Below are 21,577 nucleotides of genomic sequence, written 5' to 3' on the forward strand. Positions count from 1 at the left end.
GCACCCGCTGGCGAACAGACGCAGAATCGCACCATTCGGGCGGCAATCGTGCGATTCTGCGTCTGCTCGCGCGAAGGAGTAGAGCATGGATTTCGAGCTGACCGATGATCAGCAGCTGATCCGCAGCTCGGTCGCAGAGCTGGCGGCGAAGTTCGACGACCACTATTGGATGGAGCGCGACCAGGCGCACGAATTCCCCTCCGAGTTCTACCGGGCCATCGCCGACGGCGGCTGGCTCGGGATGACGATCCCGACCGAGTATGGCGGTCACGGCCTGGGTATCACCGAGGCCACGCTGCTGGCGGAGGAGGTCGCCAAGTCCGGCGGCGGCATGAACGCCGCCAGCTCGATCCACATGTCGATCTTCGGGATGCAGCCGGTGGTGGTACACGGTTCCGACGAGCTCAAGGCACGCACCCTGCCCCGGGTGGCCACCGGTGATCTGCACGTCTGCTTCGGCGTCACCGAACCCGGTGCGGGCCTGGATACTTCGCGCATCACCACGTTCGCCAAGCGGCAGGGCGATCACTACGTGGTCAACGGCCGCAAGGTGTGGATCTCCAAAGCAATGGAGTCCGAGAAAATCCTGCTCCTGACCCGCACCCAGACCTATGACGAGGTCACTAAGAAGACGGATGGCATGACGCTGTTCCTCACCGACCTCGACCGCAGCCGGGTCGACGTGCGGCCCATCCGCAAGATGGGCCGCAACGCGGTGTCCTCCAACGAGCTGTTCATCGACAACCTGGAGGTGCCGGTCGGGGACCGGGTCGGCGAGGAGGGCAAGGGTTTTCAGTACATTCTCGACGGGCTGAACCCGGAGCGGATGCTGATCGCCGCCGAGGCGCTCGGCATCGGGCGGGTCGCGCTGGACCGGGCGGTGAAATATGCCACCGACCGCGAGGTCTTCGGCCGGCCGATCGGGATGAACCAGGGCATCCAGTTCCCGCTGGCCGACTCGCTGGCCCGGCTGGACGCCGCCGAGCTAATGCTGCGCAAGGCCACCTGGCTCTACGACAACGGCAAATCCTGTGGGCGCGAAGCCAATACCGCGAAATACCTGTGTGCCGATGCCGGATTCACCGCCGCCGACCGGGCGCTGCAGACCCACGGCGGCATGGGCTACGCCGAGGAGTACAACGTCGCCCGCTACTTCCGCGAGGCCCGCCTGATGAAGATCGCGCCGATCAGCCAGGAGATGATTCTGAATTTCCTGGGATCGCACACACTCAAACTGCCGAGGAGTTATTGATGAGCCGGTATTTCGACTTGTCCGGCCGCGCCGCGCTGGTCACCGGAGCAGCGGGCGGCATCGGCTCCGCCGTCGCGACGGCGCTGGCTGACGCGGGTGCGGCGGTGCTTGTCACCGACGTCGACAAGGATGCGGCCGCTGCTGTGGCAGAACGCATTTCGTCGTCGGGCGGGCGCGCCGAGGCCGTTGCGCTGGACGTCTCGGATCGCGACTCGGCCGACGCCGCGGCCGCTCAGGCGGCTGCTCTCGCCGACGGCAAGCTGCACATCCTGGTGAACAACGCGGGTGTGACGCGGCCGGCAATGTTCGAGAAGACCAGCCAAGAGTCGTTCCGGTTGTTGTTCGACATCCACGTGATGGGCGCGTTCAACTGCACTCAGGCCGCGCTGCCCTACATTCCCACCGACGGCACCGGGCGCGTCATCAACGTGACGTCGGCGGCCGGGCTGACCGGCACGCTGGGGCAGGTCAACTACTCCGCGGCCAAGGCGGGCATCATCGGCTTCACCAAATCCCTTGCGCGCGAGTTCGCCACAAAGAACATCCTCGTCAACGCACTGGCGCCGCTGGCCGCGACGCCGATGACGGAAACCATCCGGACCAACGAGAAATTCGCGGCCAACATGATGAACCGCATTCCCTTGAAGCGCTGGGCAGAGCCCGACGAGGTCGCCGGCGCGTTCGTGTTTCTCGCCTCCGATGCGGCGTCTTACATCACCGGTCAGGTGCTGCCGGTGGACGGCGGCATGGTGATGTAGATGCCCGAATCACAGGCGCCACTCGCGGGAGTCACCGTGGTGGCGCTGGAACAGGCCGTGTCGGCCCCGATGTGCACCCGCGTGCTCACCGATTTCGGTGCACGGGTGATCAAGGTGGAAAACCCGAAGGGCGGAGACTTCGCCCGCTACTACGACGACGTCGTCAACGGGCTTGCCGCGCACTTCGTCTGGGCCAACCGCGGCAAGGAGTCGGTGACGCTCGACTTGAAAACCGCTGCGGGTCTGGATCTTCTGCATCGGTTACTCGACCGTGCCGACGTGCTGGTGTCCAACCTGGCGCCGGGATCCACCGCCCGGCTCGGTATCGGGTCCGATGCTCTGGCACAGCGCCACCCCGATGTGATCGCCGTCGAGATCGACGGCTACGGCGCAGGCGGCCCGCTGTCGCACAAACGCGCCTACGACCTGCTGGCCCAAGCCGAATCCGGTGCGTGCGCCGTCACCGGCTATCCCGGCGCCCCGGCCAAGCCCGGTCCGCCGGTGGCCGACATCAGCACCGGGCTGTATTCGGCGATCTCCATCCTGGCGCTGCTGTATTCGCGACGCGGCGGGTCTGTCAGCGTGAGCCTGTTCGACACCATGACCGACCTGATGGGCTACCCGCTGACCTACACCCAGCACTCGGGTATCGACCAGCAGCCGCTGGGCATGAGCTCGCCGGCGGTGGCGCCGTATGGCGCCTACGCTACCGCCGACTGCCAGACGGTCGTGCTGGGCACCACCAACGACCAAGAGTGGCAACGGCTTTCGCGTGAGATTCTGCAGCGCCACGACCTGGCCGACGATCCGCGGTTCGCCACCAACGCCGGCCGGGTCGCGCACCGCGACGTCCTCGACGAGGCGATCGGCGCCTGGTGCGCCGAGCACGACCTCGAGCACGTGCAGAAGACCGCAGACGCCGCGGGAATCGGCAACGCGCGCTACAACGTGCCCAGCGAGGTGCTGGTACACCCGCAGTTGAGCGCCCGCGACCGCTGGCGTCAGGTCGACACCCCGGCAGGCCCGATCCCCGCTCTGCTGCCGCCGCCCGTCGTCGCCGGCTACCAGGCCCCGATGGGCGCGGTGCCGGGACTCGGGCAGCACACCGACGCTGTGCTCGCCGAACTCGGCCTGGCCGACGACGAAATCGCCGCGCTGCGTGCGCAAGGCGCCATCGGACCTGCGTATGCCTGAGCCCGTGCTGTTGTCCAGCGACCGCGACGGCGTGCGCACGCTGACCCTGAACCGGCCGCGGCGCAAGAACGCGATCAACCGGGAGCTGTGGATCGCGCTCGCCAAGGCGCTGACCGCCGCCGGCAAGGACCCCGACGTGCGCGCGGTCGTGGTCACCGGAGCCGGCGGGGCATTCTGTTCCGGCGCCGACATCTCCACACCCGACGACGCGCATCCCGTCGACAAACTACAGCTACTCACCGACGTGGCGCTGGCGCTGCACGAACTACCGCGACCGACGATCGCCAAGGTGACCGGAGTTGCCGTCGGCGCCGGCTGGAACCTGGCGCTCGGATGCGACTTCGTGGTGGCCACGCCGGAATCGCGGTTCTGCCAGATTTTCGCCAAGCGCGGACTGTCACTGGATCTGGGCGGGTCGTGGTTGTTGCCGAAAATCGTTGGGCTGCAACAGGCCAAGCGGCTCGCGCTGCTGGCCGAAACCATCGACGCCGACGAGGCCCAGGCGCTGGATCTAGTGACGTGGGTGGTGGCGGGCGACGAGATCGACGCCTTTGTCACCGACCTGGCCGCCAAACTGGTGGCCGGGCCGCAGATCGCGCTGGCGCAGACCAAGGCACTGCTCAACGAGGGTGCCGACCGGACGCTGCGGGATGCGCTGGCCAACGAGGCCCGCGCGCAGACCGTCAACTTCGCCACCGCCGACGCGGCAGAAGCCTATGCCGCGTTCGCCGAGAAGCGCGAGCCGTCGTTTACTGGTCGGTGGGCGGTTTCGAGATCGGAGCAGACAGATGCGTGAAGTAGTCATCGCCGAGGCGGTGCGCACCCCGGTCGGCAAACGCAACGGCGGGCTGTCGAGCATGCACGCCGCCGACCTGTCGGCCATCGTCCTCAATGAATTGGTGGAACGCACCGGGATCGACCCGGGGATCGTCGACGACGTCGTGTGGGGCTGCGTGTCGCAGGTCGGGGACCAGTCGAGCAACATCGGTCGCTACGCGGTGCTGGCGGCGGGCTGGCCGGAGAGCATTCCGGGTACCACGATCAACCGGGCGTGCGGCTCAAGCCAGCAGGCCCTCGACTTCGCGGTGCAGGCGGTCATGTCGGGTCAGCAGGACGTCGTGGTGGCCGGCGGGGTGGAGGTGATGAGCCGGGTGCCGCTGGGCGCCGCGCGGGCCACCGGGATGCCGTACGGACCCAAAGTCCTTGAGCGCTATGACAATTTCTCGTTCAACCAAGGCATCTCCGCGGAGAAGATCGCCAAGAAGTGGGGTTTTTCCCGCACCCAACTGGACGAGTATTCGGTGCGCTCGCACGAACTGGCCGCTGCAGCCCAGGACAACGGCGCGTTCGACGCGCAGATCGTCCCGGTGTTCGTCGGCGACGACGTCATCAACCAGGACGAGGGAGTGCGCCGCGGCAGCACGGTGGAGAAGCTGGCCGGGCTGAAGCCGGCGTTCCTCGACGACGGCGTCATCCACGCCGGGAACTCGTCGCAGATCTCGGACGGGGCGGCGGCTCTGCTGGTGACGACCGCCGCGATGGCACTGGAATTCGGGCTGACTCCGCTGGTGCGCTATCGAGCCGGGGCGGTGACCGGAGCGGATCCGGTGCTGATGCTCACCGGCCCTATCCCGGCCACCGAGAAGGTGCTGAAGAAGGCCGGCGTCTCGATCGACGCCGTCGGCGTGTTCGAGGTCAACGAGGCGTTCGCGCCGGTGCCGTTGGCCTGGCTGGCCGAAACCGGCGCCGATCCAGACCGGCTCAATCCACTGGGCGGTGCCATCGCACTGGGCCACCCGCTCGGCGCTTCCGGTGCGGTGCTGATGACCCGGATGGCATATCACATGCGGGACAATGGGATTCGCTACGGATTGCAGACCATGTGTGAGGGCGGCGGCACCGCCAACGCCACGCTGGTGGAACTGGTGGCCTGAGATATGCGTCGCGACCTGTTCACCGAAGACCACGAGGCGTTCCGCCAACTGGCCCGCGATTTCGTCGAGAAAGAGATCGAACCGCACTACGCCGACTGGGAGAAGGCCGGCCGGATGCCGCGGGAGATCTTCGAAAAGCTCGGCGCGCTGGGCATGTTGGGCATGGCCATCCCGGAACAGTACGGCGGCTCGGGCTTAAACGACTACCGCTACAACGTCATCCTGCAAGAGGAAGCCGCCCGGGCCCTGGTCACGATGGGCACCGTCCGCACGCAGCTCGAGGTGATCCTTCCGTACTTCCTGCACTACGCCAACGACGAGCAGCGGCAGCGCTGGTTCCCCGGTCTGGCCGCCGGCACGCTGCTGACCGCGGTCGCGATGACGGAGCCCGGCACCGGTTCCGATCTGGCCGGTATCCGCACCACCGCGGTGCGCGACGGCGACCACTACGTCCTCAACGGCGCCAAGACGTTCATCACCGGTGGCCTTCTGGCGGACCTCGTCATCGTGGTGGCGCGGACGTCGACCGATCCGGACAACCGCCGGCGCGGGCTGACGCTGCTGGTGGTCGAGGACGGCATGCCCGGCTTCGTCAAGGGCCGCGCGTTGGACAAGATGGGCTGCAAGGTGCAGGACACCGCCGAGCTGTCGTTCACGGATGTCCGTGTCCCCGTGGCCAATCGGCTCGGTGAGGAAGGTGAGGCGTTCGGGTACCTCGGCCACAACCTGCCGCAGGAGCGGATGACCGTCGCCGTCGGCTCGGTGGCCCAGGCCCGAGCGGCCGTCGCCGCGACGATCGACTATGTCAAGGAGCGCAAGGCCTTTGGCACGCCGGTGGCGTCGTTCCAAAACACCAAGTTCGAACTGGCGGCGATGTCGGCGGAGATCGAGGCCGCGCAGACGATGGTCGACCGGGCCGTCGCCGAACTGGTCGCGGGCCAGCTGTCCGGCGCGGATGCGGCCAGGGTGAAGCTGTTCTGCACCGAGATGCAGGGCCGCGTCGTCGACCGCTGTCTGCAGCTGTTCGGCGGCTACGGCTACATGATGGAGTATCCGATCGCCCGGCTGTACACCGATGCGCGGGTGGCCCGCATCTACGCGGGAACCAGCGAGGTGATGAAGGTGATCATCGCCAAGTCGCTCGGGTTGTGACCGCCCGCAGAAAATGTGCGGGCTGAGACCCTTGTCACATCGCCTCAACCAACCTACTGTGTGTTCAGTTGGTTGATTCGAAGGAGTCCGGTGACGCGGCCGTATGAGACGCTGCTGGCCAAAGGCGAGGACCGCAAACAGCGGATACTCAAGGTCGCGCAGCGGCTGCTGACCCGCAACGGGTGGCGCAACACGACCTTGGCGCAGATCGCCGGTGAGGCCGGCGTCAGCCCGGCCGGTTTGCTGCACCATTTCGAGTCCAAGGAACAGCTGCTGCACGCGGTGGTCGATGCCCGCGACGCCGACGACGACGCCCACGCCGACCGGGCCGGCGACCTGATCTCGGAAATCGCGGCGGTTGCGGATCGCTTCCACCGCTCACCCGAGTTGGTCGGGACTTACACCGTGCTGCTGGCCGAAAACATGGACCCCGACGCGCCGCTGCACGACCGCTTGCTCACCCGCTACCAGGACGCGGTCGGGATCATCACCGGCCTCATCCGGCGCGGCCAGGAGGCCGGCCAGTTCCGCATGGATATAGACGTCACCGTCAAGGCGGTGCAGATTCTCGCCTTCATCACCGGAATGGAGACCACATGGTTGCTCGACCCTTCGATACCACTGACCGAAGCGTTCAAGGAGTACGCGGAATCGCTGGCTCGGGACCTGGCACCGCCGAGGACGACGTGAGGTACCAGCTCGATGTGGTCGCCGCCGACGTCGTCGACGTGGTGAAGTTCGCCGGCGGCTGGCTGTTCGACCGGGCGATGGCCGGCTGGGACGTGACGGTCCTGGTCGCCGACCATCCCGACGAGCGGCCGCTGCAGATCCTCGGCGCCGGGGTTGTCGACCTCGAATACGCGCTGGCGACGGTGGGGCAGCGCCCGCGTCCGCAGACCCTGGCCGCCGCCGCCGACCTCATCGGATGCGATTCGAGGGTTCGGCAGGGCGTGCTGCAGGCCCTCGACCACGGCGTCACCGAGGTAACGCTGTGGGGAGAGACCTGGCCGCCCGAGCTGAACGACAATGTCGGGCTCGTCCAGCACCGGCTCAGCGCCGCCGCCCGAGCCTTCAAGGCCCAGGCCCTCGCGGCGGCCGGGATGCCGGCATGCCCCATCGGCGATGTCGAGTCCTTCCGCAGCGGCGCGATGGTGTCCCCGTCCGTCGCGGCCGACCTCATTCCCGCCAGCTAACCCCCGCCACTCTGCTCCGTTGACGTCGAAGCGCTCCCTATGGAAATGTAATACTCATAGCTGAGAGGGACATTCTCACTAGCTGAGATTGCGCGAACGGAGCAGCAGGATGGCGGACGAGTTGACCGCGATGGATTTCTTCCGGGACGACCGGCTCCTCGAGAACCCCTACGCCTACTTCGACGCGCTGCGCGGCAAGTGCCCGGTCACCCGCGAACCGCATCACGGGGTGACGATGGTGACCGGGTGGGAGGAGGCCGTCGAGGTTGCCAACAACGCCGAGACGTTCTCGTCGTGCATCTCGGTGACGGGTCCGTTCCCCGGCTTCCCAGTGCCGCTCGAGGGCGACGACGTGACCGAGCTGATCGAGCAGCATCGTGACGAGTTGCCGTTCAGCGACCAGCTGCCCACGCTCGACCCGCCTACCCACACCAATCACCGTGCGCTGCTGATGCGGTTGATTACGCCCAAGCGTCTCAAGGAGAACGAAGACGCCATGTGGGTGCTGGCCGATCGGGTGCTCGACGATTTCCTGGCGCCGGGTCACGGCGAGTTCATCAAGGGGTTCGCGGGCCCGTTCACGCTGCTGGTGATCGCCGACCTTTTGGGTGTGCCGGAAGAAGACCGCGGCGAGTTCGTCAAAGGCATTCACCGCAACGCGGGCGGCGGGGTCGGCAGCACCGGTGAAAAGTCGTTGTCGCACAGTCCACTTGAGTTCCTGTACGGCACGTTCTCGGACTACATCGAGGATCGGCGCCGATCGCCCCGCGACGACGTGCTGACCGGACTGGCGACCGCCACGTTCCCCGACGGATCGGTTCCGGATGTGACCGACGTGGCTCGCGTCGCCACCAACGTGTTCTCAGCGGGCCAGGAGACCACTGTGCGGCTGCTCGGCGCGGCACTGCAAGTCATCGGAGAGCGTCCCGACATTCAGGAGCGGTTGCGCAGTGACCGCAGTCTGATCCCCAACTTCATCGAGGAGGCGTTGCGCATCGAGAGCCCGGTCAAGGGCGACTTCCGGCTGTCCCGGGTGTCGACCAGCGTCGGCGGGGTCGAAATCCCTGCGGGCACAACGGTGATGGTGGTCAACGGGGCCGCCAACCGGGACCCGAGGCGATTCGAAAACCCGGACACCTTCGACCCGGCCCGCAAGAACGCGCGACAGCACATCGCATTCGGCCGGGGGATTCATAGCTGCCCCGGTGCACCGTTGGCGCGGGCAGAGACTCGGGTGGCGATCGAGCGGTTGCTCGACCGCACCACCGAGATCAGGATTTCGGAGAGCAAGCACGGGCCGGCCGGCGAGCGGCGTTATCAGTATGTGCCGACCTATATCCTGCGCGGCCTGACCGAACTGCACCTTGAATTCGATCTGGAGGATGGTCGGTGAAGGCCAGAGTCGACGAGGAGCGCTGCCGCGGGCACGGGATCTGCACCACCATCTGCCCGTCGGTGTTCGAAATCAACGACGACGGCTATTCGGTCGTCACCGTGGCCGAGATTCCCGCCGAGTTCGAGGACGCGGTCCGGGACGCCGTCAAAGATTGTCCCGAGCAGGCCATCGAAGCGAGTTAGGGGTTCAAATGCCAAAGGGCTACGTCATTCTCACCGAGGCCATCAAAGATCCGGAGGGGATGAAGGCCTACGCCAAGGCCGCCGGAGGCGCGATGGCCGGCGTCAACATCCTCGCGGTCGATACCGCCCCGAAGGTGGTCGAAGGCAGCTGGCACGGCGACCAGACCGTCGTGCTGGAATTCGAATCGGTCGATGCCGCACGTGCCTGGTATGAATCCGAGGGCTACCAGAAAGCGGCCAAGTTGCGGCAGGCGGCCGCCGACTGCAACGCGGTGATCCTCGCCGGTTTTGCCTGACGTGCAAGGAGTTTCGGTCATCACCGGCGGGGCCGGCGGCATGGGACTGGCGACGGCGAAGATCGTCGGCCGCGAGTATCCCGTCGTCATCAGCGATGTCGACGGTGATCGGCTGGATGACGCGGCGACCGAGCTGAAGGACTCGGGCATCGTAGCTACGGCGGTGGTCTGTGACATCACCGACCGGGAGTCCGTCGCGGAACTTGTCGAGACGTCGAGCGCGCTGGGAACGGTCGCATCCGTCATTCACACGGCGGGCGTGAGTCCGAGCATGGGCGGCGCCGAGATGATCATGCGGATCAATGCGGTGGGCACGGTCAACGTCAACGAGAGTTTCTTCAAGGTCGTCGGTGAAGGCTCCGCGATCGTCAACGTCGCGTCGATGGCAGCACATATGTTGCCTGAATCGTTTGTTCCGACAAAACGATTCAGCACAGCGCTGCGCGACGAGCGCGCATTCATGAAAAAGATGATGGCGGTGTGCGGCCTGGTTCCGGAGAGGGCGCGACCGGGCATGGCGTACAGCATCAGCAAGAGTTTTGTGCGGTGGTATTGCACGTCGCAGGCGGGCCGATTCGGGAGCCGCGGCGCACGTATCCTGTCGGTGTCGCCGGGCTCAATCGACACCGCGATGGGCCGGCTGGAAGAGCAAAGCGGTGCCGGTGCAATGGTCAACTACGCCGCGCTCAAGCGATTCGGGAAGGCGGAGGAGATCGCCGAACTACTGGCGTTTTGCGCGAGCGAGAAAGCCGGCTACCTCACCGGTACCGACATCCTGTGCGACGGCGGAACGGTGGCCTCGATGACATTGCGGGACAAGCTGACCGTGGGGCGCAAGCCGTAACCGGTTGAGCCGCAGTTAGAACGGTGGTGGCTCGCAAGGTGTCGCCGATTCGCGGTCTTTATGTCGCCGATTCGCAGCAAGGGTTTCGCCGATTTGCGTATATTTGCTTGCCGATCGGCGATACCTGGCGGCACCGATGCTGCGGGGTCCGCCCGCCGCTACTCCTTGATCGAGATGGCCTGCCGCGGGCACTGTCGCACCGCGTCGCGGATTTGTTCCTCGTTCTCCGGGGTGACTTCGTCCTGCAGGACGGTCAGCATGTCGTCGTCGCCGAGGTGGAACACCTCGGGGATGATGCCCATGCAGACGCCATTGCTTTCGCACAGACCGAAATCGACTTCGACTTTTTTCATCGCAGCACCTTCACCGGCACATTCAGCCAGCCCGCAACATTCTGCATGGTCACCCGCCGGCAATCTTCCCAATTCACCTCGTAGCGGGGCATGAAGTCCAGCAACCTATCCAGTGCGATACGGCTTTCCATTCGGGCCAATGCCGCGCCCAGGCAACTGTGAATCCCGTATCCCAACCCGAGATGTTGCGCCTCGGTGTGATCGCGCTCGATGTCGAAAGTGTCGGCGTCGGTGAAGGCATCGGGATCGCGGTTCGCCGCGGCCTTCATCAAGAACACCGGCTTGCCGGCGGGAATCGTGCCACCGCTGACGTGTGCTTCTTTCAAGGTGTAGCGGACGTTGTATTGCACTGGCCCCTCGTAGCGCAACAACTCCTCGACGGCACCCGGGATCTTGCTGCGGTCCTCGTAGAGCTTTTGCCATTGGTCGGGGTGGCGGGCGAAGATCACTGCCGCGCTGCCGATTAGCTTTGTCACCGTCTCTGCGCCCGCGCCGCCCAGCAACGTCGCAAAACCGCAGATCTCGATGTCGTCGAGGCGGCGCATCTTGCCGTCTTCGCCGGGGACTTCGGCGGCGATCAGTCGGCTGATCATGTCGTCCTGCGGCTTTTCGCGGCGCTCCTGCACCAACCCGTAGTAATACATTGCGGTCTCGACGTTGGCCTGCATGCCGGCTTCGGAGATTTCGATTTGTCCCGGTTCCCGGTGCAGGCTGGTATCGATCCAGTGCCGCACCTGTTGGCGGTATTCCTCCGGGACCCCGGCCATCGTGGTGATGACTTCGACCGGGAAAGGCGCGGAGAAGTCCTGCACGACGTCGAAGTTGTCGGGATCGGCCTTGCTCAGGTACTTGTCGATCGCCGCCTCGACCGTCGGCTGCTGCGATTGGACGGCGCGGGGCGTGAACGCCTTGTTGAGCAGACTCCGCATGTGCCGGTGTTCGGGCGGGTCCATGAAGATGATCGACCTCTGCTCGGGCGAAATGCCCTTGCGCACCATCGCCAAGTCGCAGCCACGGCTGGAGGAAAAGGTCTCGAAGTCCTTGAGGGCTGCGGCAACGTCCTCGTGGCGGGTCAACGCGTAGAAGTCTTCTCGCTCGTCGTAGTAGAGGGGGGCGTCCTCGCGCATTCGTCGATATATCTCGAACGGATTGTTGAAGAACTCCTCGGAGAACGGATCGAAGACCACCTTTGGCTTGGTCATTGCATCTCCTCAGCGGCGGGCTGGCGGCTGGAGCCTTTACGACGGAAGGCTTGACTGTAACGCTAACGGTAAATCACTTTTCTCGGGAAGAAAACACCTCAATCACGTTTTCCAGCACCCCGAGATCACTGCCCAGTTCGGCGGCGACGCCGCGCACCACGGCGACGTCTTTGCCGACGAATTCACCGGCCATTTGGGTGAACGATGCGACGGAGCCGCCCGCCGCGACCAGGTCCAGTACCCGGCTGGCGGCGCTGCCATGCGGAAGTGCCGCCAGCAGCGTCGGCTCGGGGATACCGAGCCGATCCCCGAGGTCGACTGACGCCGACAGCAACCCGATCTGCGCCGCGAACAGCGCATTGTTGACCAGCTTGACCTTCTGGCCGGCGCCGAGCGGGCCTACGTGCAGCACCGGATCGCCGTAGCAGCTCAATACCGGTCGCGCCCGCGCCACCGCCTCGTCGGTGCCGCCCACGAACAACGTCAGCTCGCCTGCGGCCGCGTTGTGCGGGCCGCCGCTGACCGGGGCATCGACCACCTCGACCGCAAGCGACCTGGCGATGTTCTCAACCGTGCGCGGACTTCCGGTGGTGTGCACGACCAATACCGATCCGGGAGCCATCGAGAGGCCGCCGTCCAGACAGACCTGGCGCACCTGTTCGTCGCTGAAGACGCAGACCACCACGACGTCGGCCTGGCTTGCCACCGATGCGACGTCCGCCACCGCCGTCGCACCCAATTGACTGACGGCTGCCCGCTTTTCGTCGGATCGGCCCAGCGCCCGGACAGCATGGCCCGCCTCGACCAGCCGGGCCACCATCGGCCGGCCCATCCGTCCTGCGCCGATGAATCCGACTCTCACCGGGGATGTTCCATCAGCGCCAGCGTGGCGTCGGCCGCATCAAGTACCGCGCCGCCGTCGACGCCGGCGGTCTCGGCGATGTCGGCGACCAGGCGGACATCCTTCTGCAGCAGCGCACCGGCAAGCCCGGCAAGGCGGTCCAAACCATCGGTGTCGCCGCCAAGAGCGTTGAGCGCGAAGCTGTTCCCGCTACCGCGCGAGATGACCTCAGTGAGGCGGTCCGGCAAGACGCCCAGTGCCTTGCCGAGCGACAGGGCGGTTGCCGCGGTTCCCAGGTTCGCGGTGAACAGCAGGTTGTTCAGCAGCTTGGTGGTCTGTCCGGAGCCCAGCGCACCGAGGTGCACGATCGGATCGGCGTAGGTCTCGAACACCGGGCGGCAGCGCTCCACCACCTCGGGGTCACCCCCGACCATCACCAGGAGACGACCTTGTTCGACGGCCGGGGCGCCTCCGCTCACCGGTGCGTCGATCACCGAGACATCCTGGGCCGCGGCCTTCTTGGCCAACTCTTGGCATGTCTTGGGATGCACCGTGCTGTGTACGACGATCACGCTGCCCGGCTTGGCGCCCGCCAACAGCCCGTCGGCGACTTCCTCCACGTCTGCGTCACCCACTACACACAGGCACATCAGGTCGCTGGCCGCGGCAAGTTCGGCCGGCGAGCCGGCCGCCTTGGCCGCCGTGTCGGCGAACGGCTCGAGCGACGCAGGCCTGCGCGCCCACAACGTCGTCGGGTAGCCGGCTTCGAGGATCCGCCGTGCCATCGGGGCGCCCTGGCTGCCCAGCCCGATAAATCCGACATGCATCAACCGGCCTCCAAATCCGCGTCGGGGGCTAAACATTCGTCGACGAAAGCAAACACGCTTTGGTGGTATTCGGCAGCGGTGTGGCCGAGGCTGAGGTTGTGGCCGGCGCCGTGTTGCTCGTTGACGGTGAATCGCGGCGAGGCGGAGAACATGGCAGCGATCTCGGCCAGCGCCGCGGCATCGGACTGCCACACCTTTTCGTGTTCGGCGACACTGAATCGTACCGGAACCCGCACCTGCGCGGCCAGTGCGGGAAAGTCACGGCGAGGCCAGTCGGTGACCATCGCCGCTTCGTACGGCGCGCCGGTGGCGGAGTTTGTGAGACCGCCGAGTACCTCGGGCGGATACAGCTCCGTGGGATACCACAGGAGCTCGCGCAGGCCAGGCGGCCGGTGGGTCGCGCTGGCCGCCTTGAGAACCTCGCGTGCTGCCGGATGGTAATGCCTTCCGGTGCCGGCCATTTCGATTCCGAGCAGATCTTCGCCGCGCGGATCGGCGGCCATCCGCAGCGCCAGCTCGCAGCCGTTCGAGTGGGCCACCACGAACAACCCGCTCGGACGGTCGCCGAGAATGCGGTCGACGGCGCCGTAGGCCAGCCGGACCCGTTGCTCGGGCTCGACCATTGCCTCCGGGTAGGGCGCGGAGCTGCCGTAGCCCGGTCGGTCGAGTGCAATCACCGTAAAGCCAAGCGCTGCACCGGTTCTCAGCAACGACAGCGACGGATGGCCTGGGCAGTCGAAATACGTTGCGGTGGTGCCTCCGCCGTGCAGTGCGACGACGACGGCCCGCGGCTCGCTGGCCTCAGCGACCAGCGCCGACATCGGGACGCCGTCGACGATCACCACCCGGGGGCCCGGCGAGGTCATGTGTCGGCCCGCAGCAGCAGCACGCCGCTCGGTGTCAGGCCGCCGCTGCTGACCACGCCGACGCTGGCATCGGCGACTTGGCGTTCGCCGGCCTCGCCGCGCAGTTGGCTGACCGCTTCGTGCAGCAGGCCCATGCCGTGGGTGCGGCCGTGGGACAGTTGGCCGCCGTGCGTGTTCAGCGGCAGGAGGCCATCGCGGGCGATGTTCTTGCCGCCGTCCAAAAACTCTCGGGCGCCCCCGATCTCGCAAAAGCCCAGCGCCTCGATCCAGGACAGGCAGTTCATCGTGAACCCGTCGTACAACTCGGCGACGTCGACGTCCTCGGACCGCAGCGAAGTTCGCGACCACATGTGTGCCGACTGGCCGAGCACCTGAGGCTCGTGGGTCAACGTGCTTTGGTCCCAGTCGATCCGCTCGATGATCTGGGTGCCCACCGCCTCCACCAGTACCGGCGGCTTGGCCAGGTCGCGGGCTGCGTCGACGGCGGACACGACGACGGCGATGGCTCCGTCGCAGGGCACGTCGCAGTCGTAGAGCCCGAACGGCGTGGTGATCGGCCGCGCGCCCAGGTAGTCCTCCATCGTCATCGGCGACCGATAGACCGCCGACGGGTTGAGTTCGGCATTCGCCCGCTGATTCAGCGCGATCCAGCCCAGCGTCTCCTTCGTCGTCCCGTACCGGTGCATGTGCCGCTGCGCGTTCATCGCCAGCGTGTGCGCGGCCGAGGTGGCGCCGAACGGATACTGCCAGCTGGCGGTTCGCCCGGCGGGCGGAACGATCTTGCCCTGCTTCATCAACTCGTTGTACGTGGCTTCCCACAAGGTGCGGAAGCACAGCACGTGGCGGGCCAGGCCGGCGGCAACCGCAAGCATCGCGGCGATCACCGACCCGCCCGGTCCGAAGGTTTCGATGCCGCCGTTGTGCCACACCGGCCGGATTCCGAGCGCAGCTTCGAGTGCGGTGACCCCGCCTTCGCCGAAGCCGCCGAGATTGCCGCCGCCGGGATATGTTGACAGGCCATCGATGTCGTCGAGACTCAGGCCGGCGTCGGCGATCGCGGCCTCGCAGGCCTGCACGGTCAGTTGCAGCGGCGGCACCATCAGCCGGCGGCCGATGTCCGACATGCCGATCCCGGTGAGTGCGACCTTGTCCTCGAACTTCTCGCGGCGCAGCATCGGCCGCACGTGCGCACCGAAACTCTCCGGCGCGATCTCGTCGACGGGTAGAGCGCCTAGGGGACCTGCTACCGGCCGGAACAACGGCAGCCACACGTCGTCGGCCTGCTCGAAGACGACCTCCACCGGCTGGCCGAGCTGAAGCTGATCAGGCTCGCACTCAATGATGTTGGTGGTCAACCGGACTCGCGGATCTTCGGCTATCGCCACCTGCGCCACCACGTACGGCGCCGGCAGGTCCGGCAGGCTGAACCGGTGATTGACGGTGAAGCCGGCCAGCGTGCCTCGACCCGACACCGCCCGCACACCTATGTTGTGGGACCGGCAATACCGGCACACCGGAGCGGGCGGATGGATCAAAGCATTGCAGTCGGTGCATTCCTGCAGCCGTAGCGTGCCGTCTTCGCCTGACTTCCAGAAGAACTCGTTGTCGGGCGTGAGCAGGGGCAGCGGGCGTCCGGTCACCGGGTGAACCCCCACTCCGCTTCGTTGTCCTCGGCTTTGACGCCGGCGGCAGGGTCCTCCGCAGTGGCGGACGACGGGGGATGGGTGCCGGTGGGTCGGTGCTCGCCGACCTCCATGATCGCGTGCACCGGGCAGTCCAGCAGTGCGCGCATGACGGCGTCGTGGTCTTCCTCGGCGACGGTGCCGTCGCCGATCAGCGACGCGTAACCCCAGTCGTCGAGCGAGAAATACTTCGGGGCGTGTCTGGCGCAGATGCCGAAGCCGTCGCAGATGGTGCGGTCCAGGCGGATCGTCATGCGTTCGGTCATAGCGACTCCACCTCGTAGGGTCGGTGGGCGCGAAACACCGCGGCATGGCATGTCTCGCAGGCGTTCTCGAGGTGGCGATCCACCGCATGCGGGAACTGGTTGAGCAAACTGGCCGCCATATTGCAGGCGGCGTCTAGCGTCGCGCAGGCGCCGCGACCGCGCAGCATCACCGACCAGCGCCGCAGCCGGGTCAGGTCCTCACTGGTCGCCACCCCGTCGCGCAACGCGCCGGCCACCGCTGCCATCGCCGCCGTGCCGTTGAAGCACGAGCCGCACTGCCCGGCGTTCTCGCGATCGAAGTACGCCAGCACCGACGCGGCGACGGCGACCGCGCAGTCGTCGGTGAGCACCGTGATGGCGCCGGCGCCCAGCCCGCTACCGAGCCTGCGCAGCGTCTCGTGGTCCAGCGTCGCGTCGAGCACGTCGCGGTTGAGCAGCCCCGCGAAGTAGCCGCCCATCAGCACACCCTTGACATGGTCAGGTGAAATACCATGCAGCCCAAGCAGTTCAGTGAACGGCAGACCGTGCGGGATTTCGTAGAGCCCGGGCGGCCGGCCGGCGCCGGTGATCGTCATCAGGAAGGTGCCCGGCGACAGCGGCGTGCCCTGGGCGCGAAACGCCGCGGCGCCATGCTCCTGCAAATAGGGCAGATTGGCCAGCGTCTCGACATTGCTTACCAGCGTGGGCAGCCCACCGACCCCCTCCTGGAACGGGCGGGGCGGCTTGTCGGTCGGCTTGACCGGGCCACCGTTGAGAGCGCGTACCGCTGCCGTCTCTTCGCCGGCCACGTAGCCCGGATCGACGAGTCGCACGCTCACCGCAACACCGAGGTCGTCGAACACCGCTTCCTCGACGCTGCGCGCCGATTGCGGGTCGGACACATAGACATAGGCGCGGTCTGCGCCCACGATCGCTGACGCCAGGCGCAGCCCGTCGAGCACCAGGTGCGGCCGGTTGCGCAGCAGCCAGCGGTCCTTGACCGAAGCCGGTTCTCCCTCTTCGCCGTTCGCGACGACGACAGCGCCACCCGCAGCGCGGCCGTTGTCCCGCACCGTGCGCAGTTTGACCGCGAGCGGGAACGCGGCACCCCCGCGGCCGAGCAGCCCGCTGCGGTCGACCTCGCCGAGCAGGTCGTCGGCCGACGCCAAGGGGCGGTAACTACTGGGCGCATCGCCCAGTAGTCGCGGTGCAAGGTCGGGCCAGGCGGCGACGGTTAGGCTGGGGGCCATGCGGACTGCGGTGGTGCGGGTCGGTGTCGACCCGTCGGGCGCGCTCACCGAGGCAGAGTTAGACAAGGGCATGGCCACCCTCCTGGAACTGGCGCAGGCGACCGGCGCCGAGGTGCTGCCGGTGTCCCCCCGCGAAGTACAGCTGCTGATCGCCGGCAGCGGCGCCGACGCGGTCAAGGAGACCGCTGTCGAGTTGTGCGCCAAGGCTTTCGGCACCAATCCGGTGCCGGGGGTCGTCACCTATGTCAGCCGTGGCACCGACGACGACGCGTACGGCGTACTGGCCGGCTTCGGGCTCACCGGCGAGATCCGGCGGGTTCCCGGCCACGAGGGGTTCGACGTCGTGTACGTGACGCTGCGCGAGGCCGATCTGGAGCGCATCCCGGAAAGCCGCATTCACACCGCGCTGGAGGCCTCGCTGAACTGCGAGGTCCACATTCTCACCACGTAAAGCCATCAGCCGTCCAGAAACTCGAGAATCGCGGGGGCGGCCTGCACCCAGGTGTCGAACATGTTGAAGCGGTCGACCTTGCCCGCCGCCCGTTCTTCGGCTGCACGTTCCCAGGCGTCCTCGGGCCACGGCGGATCGATCAACTTCGATCCCTTGATCAGGCAGCTGACCTCCAGCGAAGTGCGCTTGGGGTGATCCCAGTCGTTCTCCCCGCCGCGGATGATCAGTGTGGGAACCGTGATCCGGTCGAACATTTCGTCGTCCACCCCGGGAATGGTCTGGCCCGGCTTGGACACGAAGGCGTTGAGCCAGCGCAGCATCACCTTGAGGAACTCGTCGCGGTCGAAATCGAGGAATCGCTGCTTGTTGTTGGGGTTCTCCTCGATGCGTTCGCGCCACTCGGGGACCTTCACCACCCCCTCCATCCCGGTGCCGCGCGCCGCGAGGATGCTCGGAATCACGTAATACGAACCGAGGACGAAGGTTCCGTAGATGCCGCCGACGATGTTCCACACCACCAGCTTGGTCACCAGCTCGGGATAGAGCATCGTGGTCAGCATCGAATCCCGTGCGCCGCCCGAGCCGCCGGCGATGATGCACGGCCCGAGGTCGAGCCGAGTCAGCAGGCCGTGCAGTGTTTCGGCGCGCATGTGCGACTCGCTCTGCCCGTAGAACTGCACATCGGACGCCCCGCAGTTCGGCCGGTCCCACAGCAGCACCCGATACCCGCCGTCGACCAGCGCCTCGGCCAGCGGGCGAAGACCGGGGATCTCCTTGCTGAATCGGCCGCCAGGTGTCAACACGATGAGGTCGCCTGAGCTGCCGAGGATTTCGTAGACAACGTTGCCGCCGTTGATCTCGATGGAAGACACCCCTGCTCCGCTCATGCCTGCACCATCACGTCGTTGCCGACGACCCGCACCGGGTAGGTGCGGATACTCCATTCCGGTTTGACCGCCGTCGTCCCGGTGGCCAGCTCGAAACCCCATTGATGCCAGGGGCAGTAGATGTATTCCAGGTCGCGGACCATCACCGCATCGCCGGGCGCGGACTCATCGACGACCGTACGGCCACGGGCGCGCCCCGAACATAGCGGTCCACCCTGGTGCGGGCAGTAGTTCGCGATCGCGTAGAACGTGCCGTTGACGTTGTACACGCCGACGCCGTGCCGCCCGATCGGCACCAATTTATGTGTGCCGGGCGGAATTTCGTCCACCGTCGCGACGACGTGCTCGCGACCCTGGGCAAGCCGGGGCCGCTTGACTTCTTCGGGCATTCAGAACACCCGTACTTGACCTTCGAGCACCGGAACCGTCTCCGGCAGGTGATAGGTCTCGATGCCGTTTTTGAACATGACGGCCTCACGGGCGGCTTTGGGCAAATGCTTGACCAGCCAGCGCGGATCGTCGAAGGTCCAGTGCGGGTAATCCGAGGAGTACAGCAGGATCTTGTCGCACTCCATCCACTCCAGCGCCCGCGTCAGCTCGGTCTTGTCCTCCGGGTAGTCCAGCGGCTGGGTGGTGAATTTGATGTGCTCCTTGAGGATTTCGGACGGCTTGCGTTTGATGTCCATTCGCGGCTTGCGAGCCTCGTAGATGGCGTCCATCCGCCACATCAGCGGCAGCACCCAGGAAAAGGCGTGCTCGACGAACACGATTCGCAGGGTGGGGAAGCGGTCGAAGACGCCGTCGAAGATCAGGCTCATCACCTGGTTGGCGGCCAGCAGCGAGTAGGTCACCATGAAATCGTGGTTGTAGCTGGGGAATCCGACCGGCGGCATCGGCAGCATCTCGTAGTTGCTGCGCGACAGGTGGCAACTCACGGTGATGTCGTGCTTGGTGGCGGCCGCCCAGATCGGGTCGTACATCGGGTGGCCCCATGACGGCCGCGGCTCGGCCTTGATCAGGATCTGCGCCATGTAGGGGTGGCCGGCCCACTTTTCGATCTCGCGGGCCGCGCCCTGCGGGTCCTCGATCGCGACGCAGATCGAGCCGCGCCAACGCTCGTGCCAGTTGTTGTGGCTGTCCAGCCAGTGGTGGGCCTGCCAGTCGTTGAGCGCGGCGCACATCGCCTGGTGCGCTTCGGGCAGCCGCGGAGTGCGGCCAGCCGGCTCCAGGATCGCGATGTCGGAACCCGCCTCCATGATCAGTTGGCGGAACGCCATGTCCGGGTCGCTGCCCGGGAATTCGCCGTCCGGCGGGAAGGTATCCACCCGCATCGCGAAGGCGTGCGCGTAGTCCGGAGCGTCGTAGTAGATCAGCTCGCCCACTTTGTGGTCGAGGAAGAACTTGCTCCGCCACGGCTCCGGGATGTATTGAGTCAGCTCGCCGCGCTTGGGCACTGGGTGGACGTCGGAGTCCACGCACCGCACGGCGATGCGCTCGGCGGCGGGAACCCGTTCTTGAGTCTGTGTGAGCGTCATCGTGGCCTCCCTTTATCTACTGTGCGGCCAACGGGGCCGGAATGTCTATGCCGTAGAGCTCGGCGGCGTTGCGCCAGCAGAACTTGTCGCGCTGCTCGGCGGTGTACGCGCTCGGCACCGACAGCGTGCTCATGTGCCAGTGCGGGTAACTGGACCCGAACATCACCATGTCGTCCTTGCCGGTGAAGCCGAACCACTCGCCGGCGAACTCGACGTCGCCCGGCCCGTCGAAGCGGCCCGCGACGAAGTGCACGTGACCGGGCAGGTAGTCGCTCGGTATCCGCGGCGCCCACGGCGTCTGTTCGAGATGCGGACGTCCGAAGGTGTCCATCCGCCAGATGAACGGCGTCACGAAGTCTGCGCAGCCGTCGGCCCAGACGAACTTCAGCGTTTCGAACCGCTCGAACACGCCCTCGGCGATCATGTTCATCAAGTGGTACAGGTAGTTCAGCGACATGAAGCTGACGTACTGCTCGTAAGTGAGGGTGTGTCCCGACGGCGTCGGCGGAAACCCAATGCCCTCACCGGTTTCGATGTGCACCGCCACCGGAAGGTTCGCCTCGGCGGCCGCTTCCCACAGCGGCCAGAATTGCGGCTTGCCGTAGAGCTCGCGCGACTGCAGCGGGATGCCGATCTGCACCACCTGCGGGTGGTCTTTGTAGCGGGCGAGTTCGCGCAGCGCGCCGGCGATGTCGTCGGGATTGAGCCGGATCGTGCCGCGGAACCGCTGACCGTACTGGCCGTGCTCCAGCCAGCGCGACACCAGCATCTCGTTGTGCGCCGCACACAGCGCGCTGCCCAGGTGCCGGTCGGGCATGATGCCGCGGCCCATGGGGTGTAGGACCGCGACGTCGACGCCGCGCTCGTTGAACAGCTGGTGGCCGACGAAATCCGGATCCGATCCGGGGTAGCCACGGTCGGGCCCGTGGGTGTCGGGTGCGTATTCGCTGCCCGGGGCGCCGTACCAATCCATCTCGTAGTCGGGAAATCCGCGGCTTTTGAACGGCTCGCGAAGGAATTCGCGCAACTCGGGGGTGGACGCGAAGAAGATGTGCACGCTGGCGTCGATGACCGGCGTGCGGGTTCCGTCCGGGTGTTCTATCACCTAAACCACCCTCCGCGGCTCCGACCGCTGCGTCGGGCCAGTTGGCGATCCGCTAGGTAACCTAACATTCCACTTTACCGCCATTCAACGGGTTTCCGGTAAGCGTTTCGATTAATCGAACGGCTGGTGGCC

At 66.4% G+C, this 21,577-nt stretch carries 25 protein-coding genes; 13 read left to right on the forward strand and 12 right to left on the reverse strand.

Annotated elements, in window-relative coordinates; all coding sequences use genetic code 11:
• The first annotated feature begins 85 nt into the window (after positions 1 to 85).
• The 12 genes from MFM001_RS20460 (at position 86) to MFM001_RS20515 (ending at position 10,201) form a co-directional block, all read left to right on the forward strand.
• On the forward strand, positions 86 to 1,252 hold the full coding sequence (locus tag MFM001_RS20460; RefSeq protein ID WP_116377092.1) for an acyl-CoA dehydrogenase family protein: 1,167 nt from the start codon (positions 86 to 88) through the stop codon (positions 1,250 to 1,252).
• A complete protein-coding gene (locus tag MFM001_RS20465) occupies positions 1,252 to 2,010 on the forward strand; it encodes an SDR family NAD(P)-dependent oxidoreductase (protein ID WP_116377093.1) in 759 nt (252 codons plus the stop codon). The genes MFM001_RS20460 and MFM001_RS20465 overlap by 1 nt, the downstream gene beginning before the upstream one ends.
• The gene (locus tag MFM001_RS20470) at positions 2,011 to 3,204 is read left to right on the forward strand and encodes a CaiB/BaiF CoA-transferase family protein (protein ID WP_116377094.1); all 1,194 of its coding nucleotides are present in this window, start codon (positions 2,011 to 2,013) and stop codon (positions 3,202 to 3,204) included.
• Entirely contained in the window at positions 3,197 to 4,000 is an 804-nt protein-coding gene (locus tag MFM001_RS20475) for an enoyl-CoA hydratase/isomerase family protein (RefSeq protein WP_116377095.1), read from the forward strand. The genes MFM001_RS20470 and MFM001_RS20475 overlap by 8 nt, the downstream gene beginning before the upstream one ends.
• Positions 3,993 to 5,138, forward strand: a complete 1,146-nt coding sequence (locus MFM001_RS20480; protein WP_116377096.1) for a thiolase family protein — start codon at positions 3,993 to 3,995, stop codon at positions 5,136 to 5,138. Before MFM001_RS20475 ends, MFM001_RS20480 begins: the two co-directional genes overlap by 8 nt.
• A gap of 3 nt (positions 5,139 to 5,141) precedes the next feature.
• Positions 5,142 to 6,290: an acyl-CoA dehydrogenase family protein gene (locus MFM001_RS20485; protein ID WP_116377097.1), complete on the forward strand. Its 1,149-nt coding sequence runs from the start codon at positions 5,142 to 5,144 to the stop codon at positions 6,288 to 6,290.
• 90 nt (positions 6,291 to 6,380) lie between these two features.
• Positions 6,381 to 6,980, forward strand: coding sequence for a TetR/AcrR family transcriptional regulator (locus MFM001_RS20490; RefSeq protein ID WP_116377098.1), 600 nt, complete (start codon positions 6,381 to 6,383; stop codon positions 6,978 to 6,980).
• Positions 6,977 to 7,483 carry a hypothetical protein gene (locus tag MFM001_RS20495; protein WP_116377099.1) on the forward strand — a complete coding sequence of 169 codons (507 nt, stop codon included), beginning with the start codon at positions 6,977 to 6,979 and terminating at the stop codon, positions 7,481 to 7,483. The genes MFM001_RS20490 and MFM001_RS20495 overlap by 4 nt, the downstream gene beginning before the upstream one ends.
• Positions 7,484 to 7,592: 109 nt before the next feature.
• A complete protein-coding gene (locus tag MFM001_RS20500) occupies positions 7,593 to 8,876 on the forward strand; it encodes a cytochrome P450 (protein WP_116377100.1) in 1,284 nt (427 codons plus the stop codon).
• On the forward strand, positions 8,873 to 9,061 hold the full coding sequence (locus MFM001_RS20505; protein WP_116377101.1) for a ferredoxin: 189 nt from the start codon (positions 8,873 to 8,875) through the stop codon (positions 9,059 to 9,061). The genes MFM001_RS20500 and MFM001_RS20505 overlap by 4 nt, the downstream gene beginning before the upstream one ends.
• 8 nt (positions 9,062 to 9,069) lie before the next feature.
• Complete coding sequence (locus MFM001_RS20510; RefSeq protein WP_116377102.1) at positions 9,070 to 9,357, forward strand: DUF1330 domain-containing protein; 288 nt, start codon at positions 9,070 to 9,072, stop codon at positions 9,355 to 9,357.
• A 1-nt stretch (position 9,358) separates the two neighbouring features.
• Positions 9,359 to 10,201, forward strand: coding sequence for an SDR family oxidoreductase (locus MFM001_RS20515; RefSeq protein WP_116377103.1), 843 nt, complete (start codon positions 9,359 to 9,361; stop codon positions 10,199 to 10,201).
• A 158-nt stretch (positions 10,202 to 10,359) separates the two neighbouring features.
• Here the strand turns inward: MFM001_RS20515 and MFM001_RS20520 are convergent, their stop codons facing one another.
• From MFM001_RS20520 to MFM001_RS20555, 8 genes are all read right to left on the reverse strand, one after another.
• Positions 10,360 to 10,554, reverse strand: coding sequence for a ferredoxin (locus MFM001_RS20520; protein WP_045384414.1), 195 nt, complete (start codon positions 10,552 to 10,554; stop codon positions 10,360 to 10,362).
• Positions 10,551 to 11,756 (reverse strand): cytochrome P450, encoded by a 1,206-nt coding sequence (locus MFM001_RS20525; RefSeq protein ID WP_116377104.1) that lies wholly within the window; start codon positions 11,754 to 11,756, stop codon positions 10,551 to 10,553. Before MFM001_RS20525 ends, MFM001_RS20520 begins: the two co-directional genes overlap by 4 nt.
• Positions 11,757 to 11,829: 73 nt before the next feature.
• A complete protein-coding gene (locus MFM001_RS20530) occupies positions 11,830 to 12,618 on the reverse strand; it encodes an NAD(P)-dependent oxidoreductase (RefSeq protein WP_116377105.1) in 789 nt (262 codons plus the stop codon).
• Positions 12,615 to 13,424: an NAD(P)-dependent oxidoreductase gene (locus MFM001_RS20535; protein ID WP_116377106.1), complete on the reverse strand. Its 810-nt coding sequence runs from the start codon at positions 13,422 to 13,424 to the stop codon at positions 12,615 to 12,617. The genes MFM001_RS20530 and MFM001_RS20535 overlap by 4 nt, the downstream gene beginning before the upstream one ends.
• Positions 13,424 to 14,290 carry an alpha/beta hydrolase gene (locus MFM001_RS20540; RefSeq protein WP_116377107.1) on the reverse strand — a complete coding sequence of 289 codons (867 nt, stop codon included), beginning with the start codon at positions 14,288 to 14,290 and terminating at the stop codon, positions 13,424 to 13,426. Before MFM001_RS20540 ends, MFM001_RS20535 begins: the two co-directional genes overlap by 1 nt.
• A complete protein-coding gene (locus tag MFM001_RS20545) occupies positions 14,287 to 15,930 on the reverse strand; it encodes an OB-fold domain-containing protein (protein WP_238159310.1) in 1,644 nt (547 codons plus the stop codon). The genes MFM001_RS20540 and MFM001_RS20545 overlap by 4 nt, the downstream gene beginning before the upstream one ends.
• A complete protein-coding gene (locus MFM001_RS20550) occupies positions 15,927 to 16,226 on the reverse strand; it encodes a ferredoxin (protein ID WP_116377144.1) in 300 nt (99 codons plus the stop codon). The genes MFM001_RS20545 and MFM001_RS20550 overlap by 4 nt, the downstream gene beginning before the upstream one ends.
• A gap of 8 nt (positions 16,227 to 16,234) precedes the next feature.
• A complete protein-coding gene (locus tag MFM001_RS20555) occupies positions 16,235 to 17,467 on the reverse strand; it encodes an NADH-ubiquinone oxidoreductase-F iron-sulfur binding region domain-containing protein (protein ID WP_116377108.1) in 1,233 nt (410 codons plus the stop codon).
• Here MFM001_RS20555 and MFM001_RS20560 point away from each other — a divergent pair.
• Positions 17,466 to 17,918, forward strand: a complete 453-nt coding sequence (locus tag MFM001_RS20560) for a hypothetical protein (RefSeq protein WP_116377109.1) — start codon at positions 17,466 to 17,468, stop codon at positions 17,916 to 17,918. The two genes, MFM001_RS20555 and MFM001_RS20560, sit on opposite strands and share 2 nt — an antisense overlap.
• 5 nt (positions 17,919 to 17,923) lie before the next feature.
• Here MFM001_RS20560 and MFM001_RS20565 read toward each other — a convergent pair whose 3' ends face one another.
• Genes MFM001_RS20565 through MFM001_RS20580 form a run of 4 tightly spaced genes read right to left on the reverse strand, consistent with a single transcriptional unit; the run spans position 17,924 to position 21,445 of the window.
• Positions 17,924 to 18,790, reverse strand: coding sequence for an alpha/beta fold hydrolase (locus tag MFM001_RS20565; protein WP_116377110.1), 867 nt, complete (start codon positions 18,788 to 18,790; stop codon positions 17,924 to 17,926).
• Between the two features lie 11 nt (positions 18,791 to 18,801).
• A complete protein-coding gene (locus MFM001_RS20570) occupies positions 18,802 to 19,194 on the reverse strand; it encodes a Rieske 2Fe-2S domain-containing protein (RefSeq protein ID WP_116377111.1) in 393 nt (130 codons plus the stop codon).
• The gene (locus tag MFM001_RS20575) at positions 19,195 to 20,340 is read right to left on the reverse strand and encodes an amidohydrolase family protein (RefSeq protein WP_116377112.1); all 1,146 of its coding nucleotides are present in this window, start codon (positions 20,338 to 20,340) and stop codon (positions 19,195 to 19,197) included.
• Between the two features lie 16 nt (positions 20,341 to 20,356).
• Positions 20,357 to 21,445, reverse strand: a complete 1,089-nt coding sequence (locus MFM001_RS20580; RefSeq protein ID WP_116377113.1) for an amidohydrolase family protein — start codon at positions 21,443 to 21,445, stop codon at positions 20,357 to 20,359.
• Positions 21,446 to 21,577 lie beyond the last annotated feature (132 nt).

Origin of the sequence: Mycobacterium sp. MFM001 (assembly GCF_003402475.1) — a bacterium.
Classification (GTDB): domain Bacteria; phylum Actinomycetota; class Actinomycetes; order Mycobacteriales; family Mycobacteriaceae; genus Mycobacterium.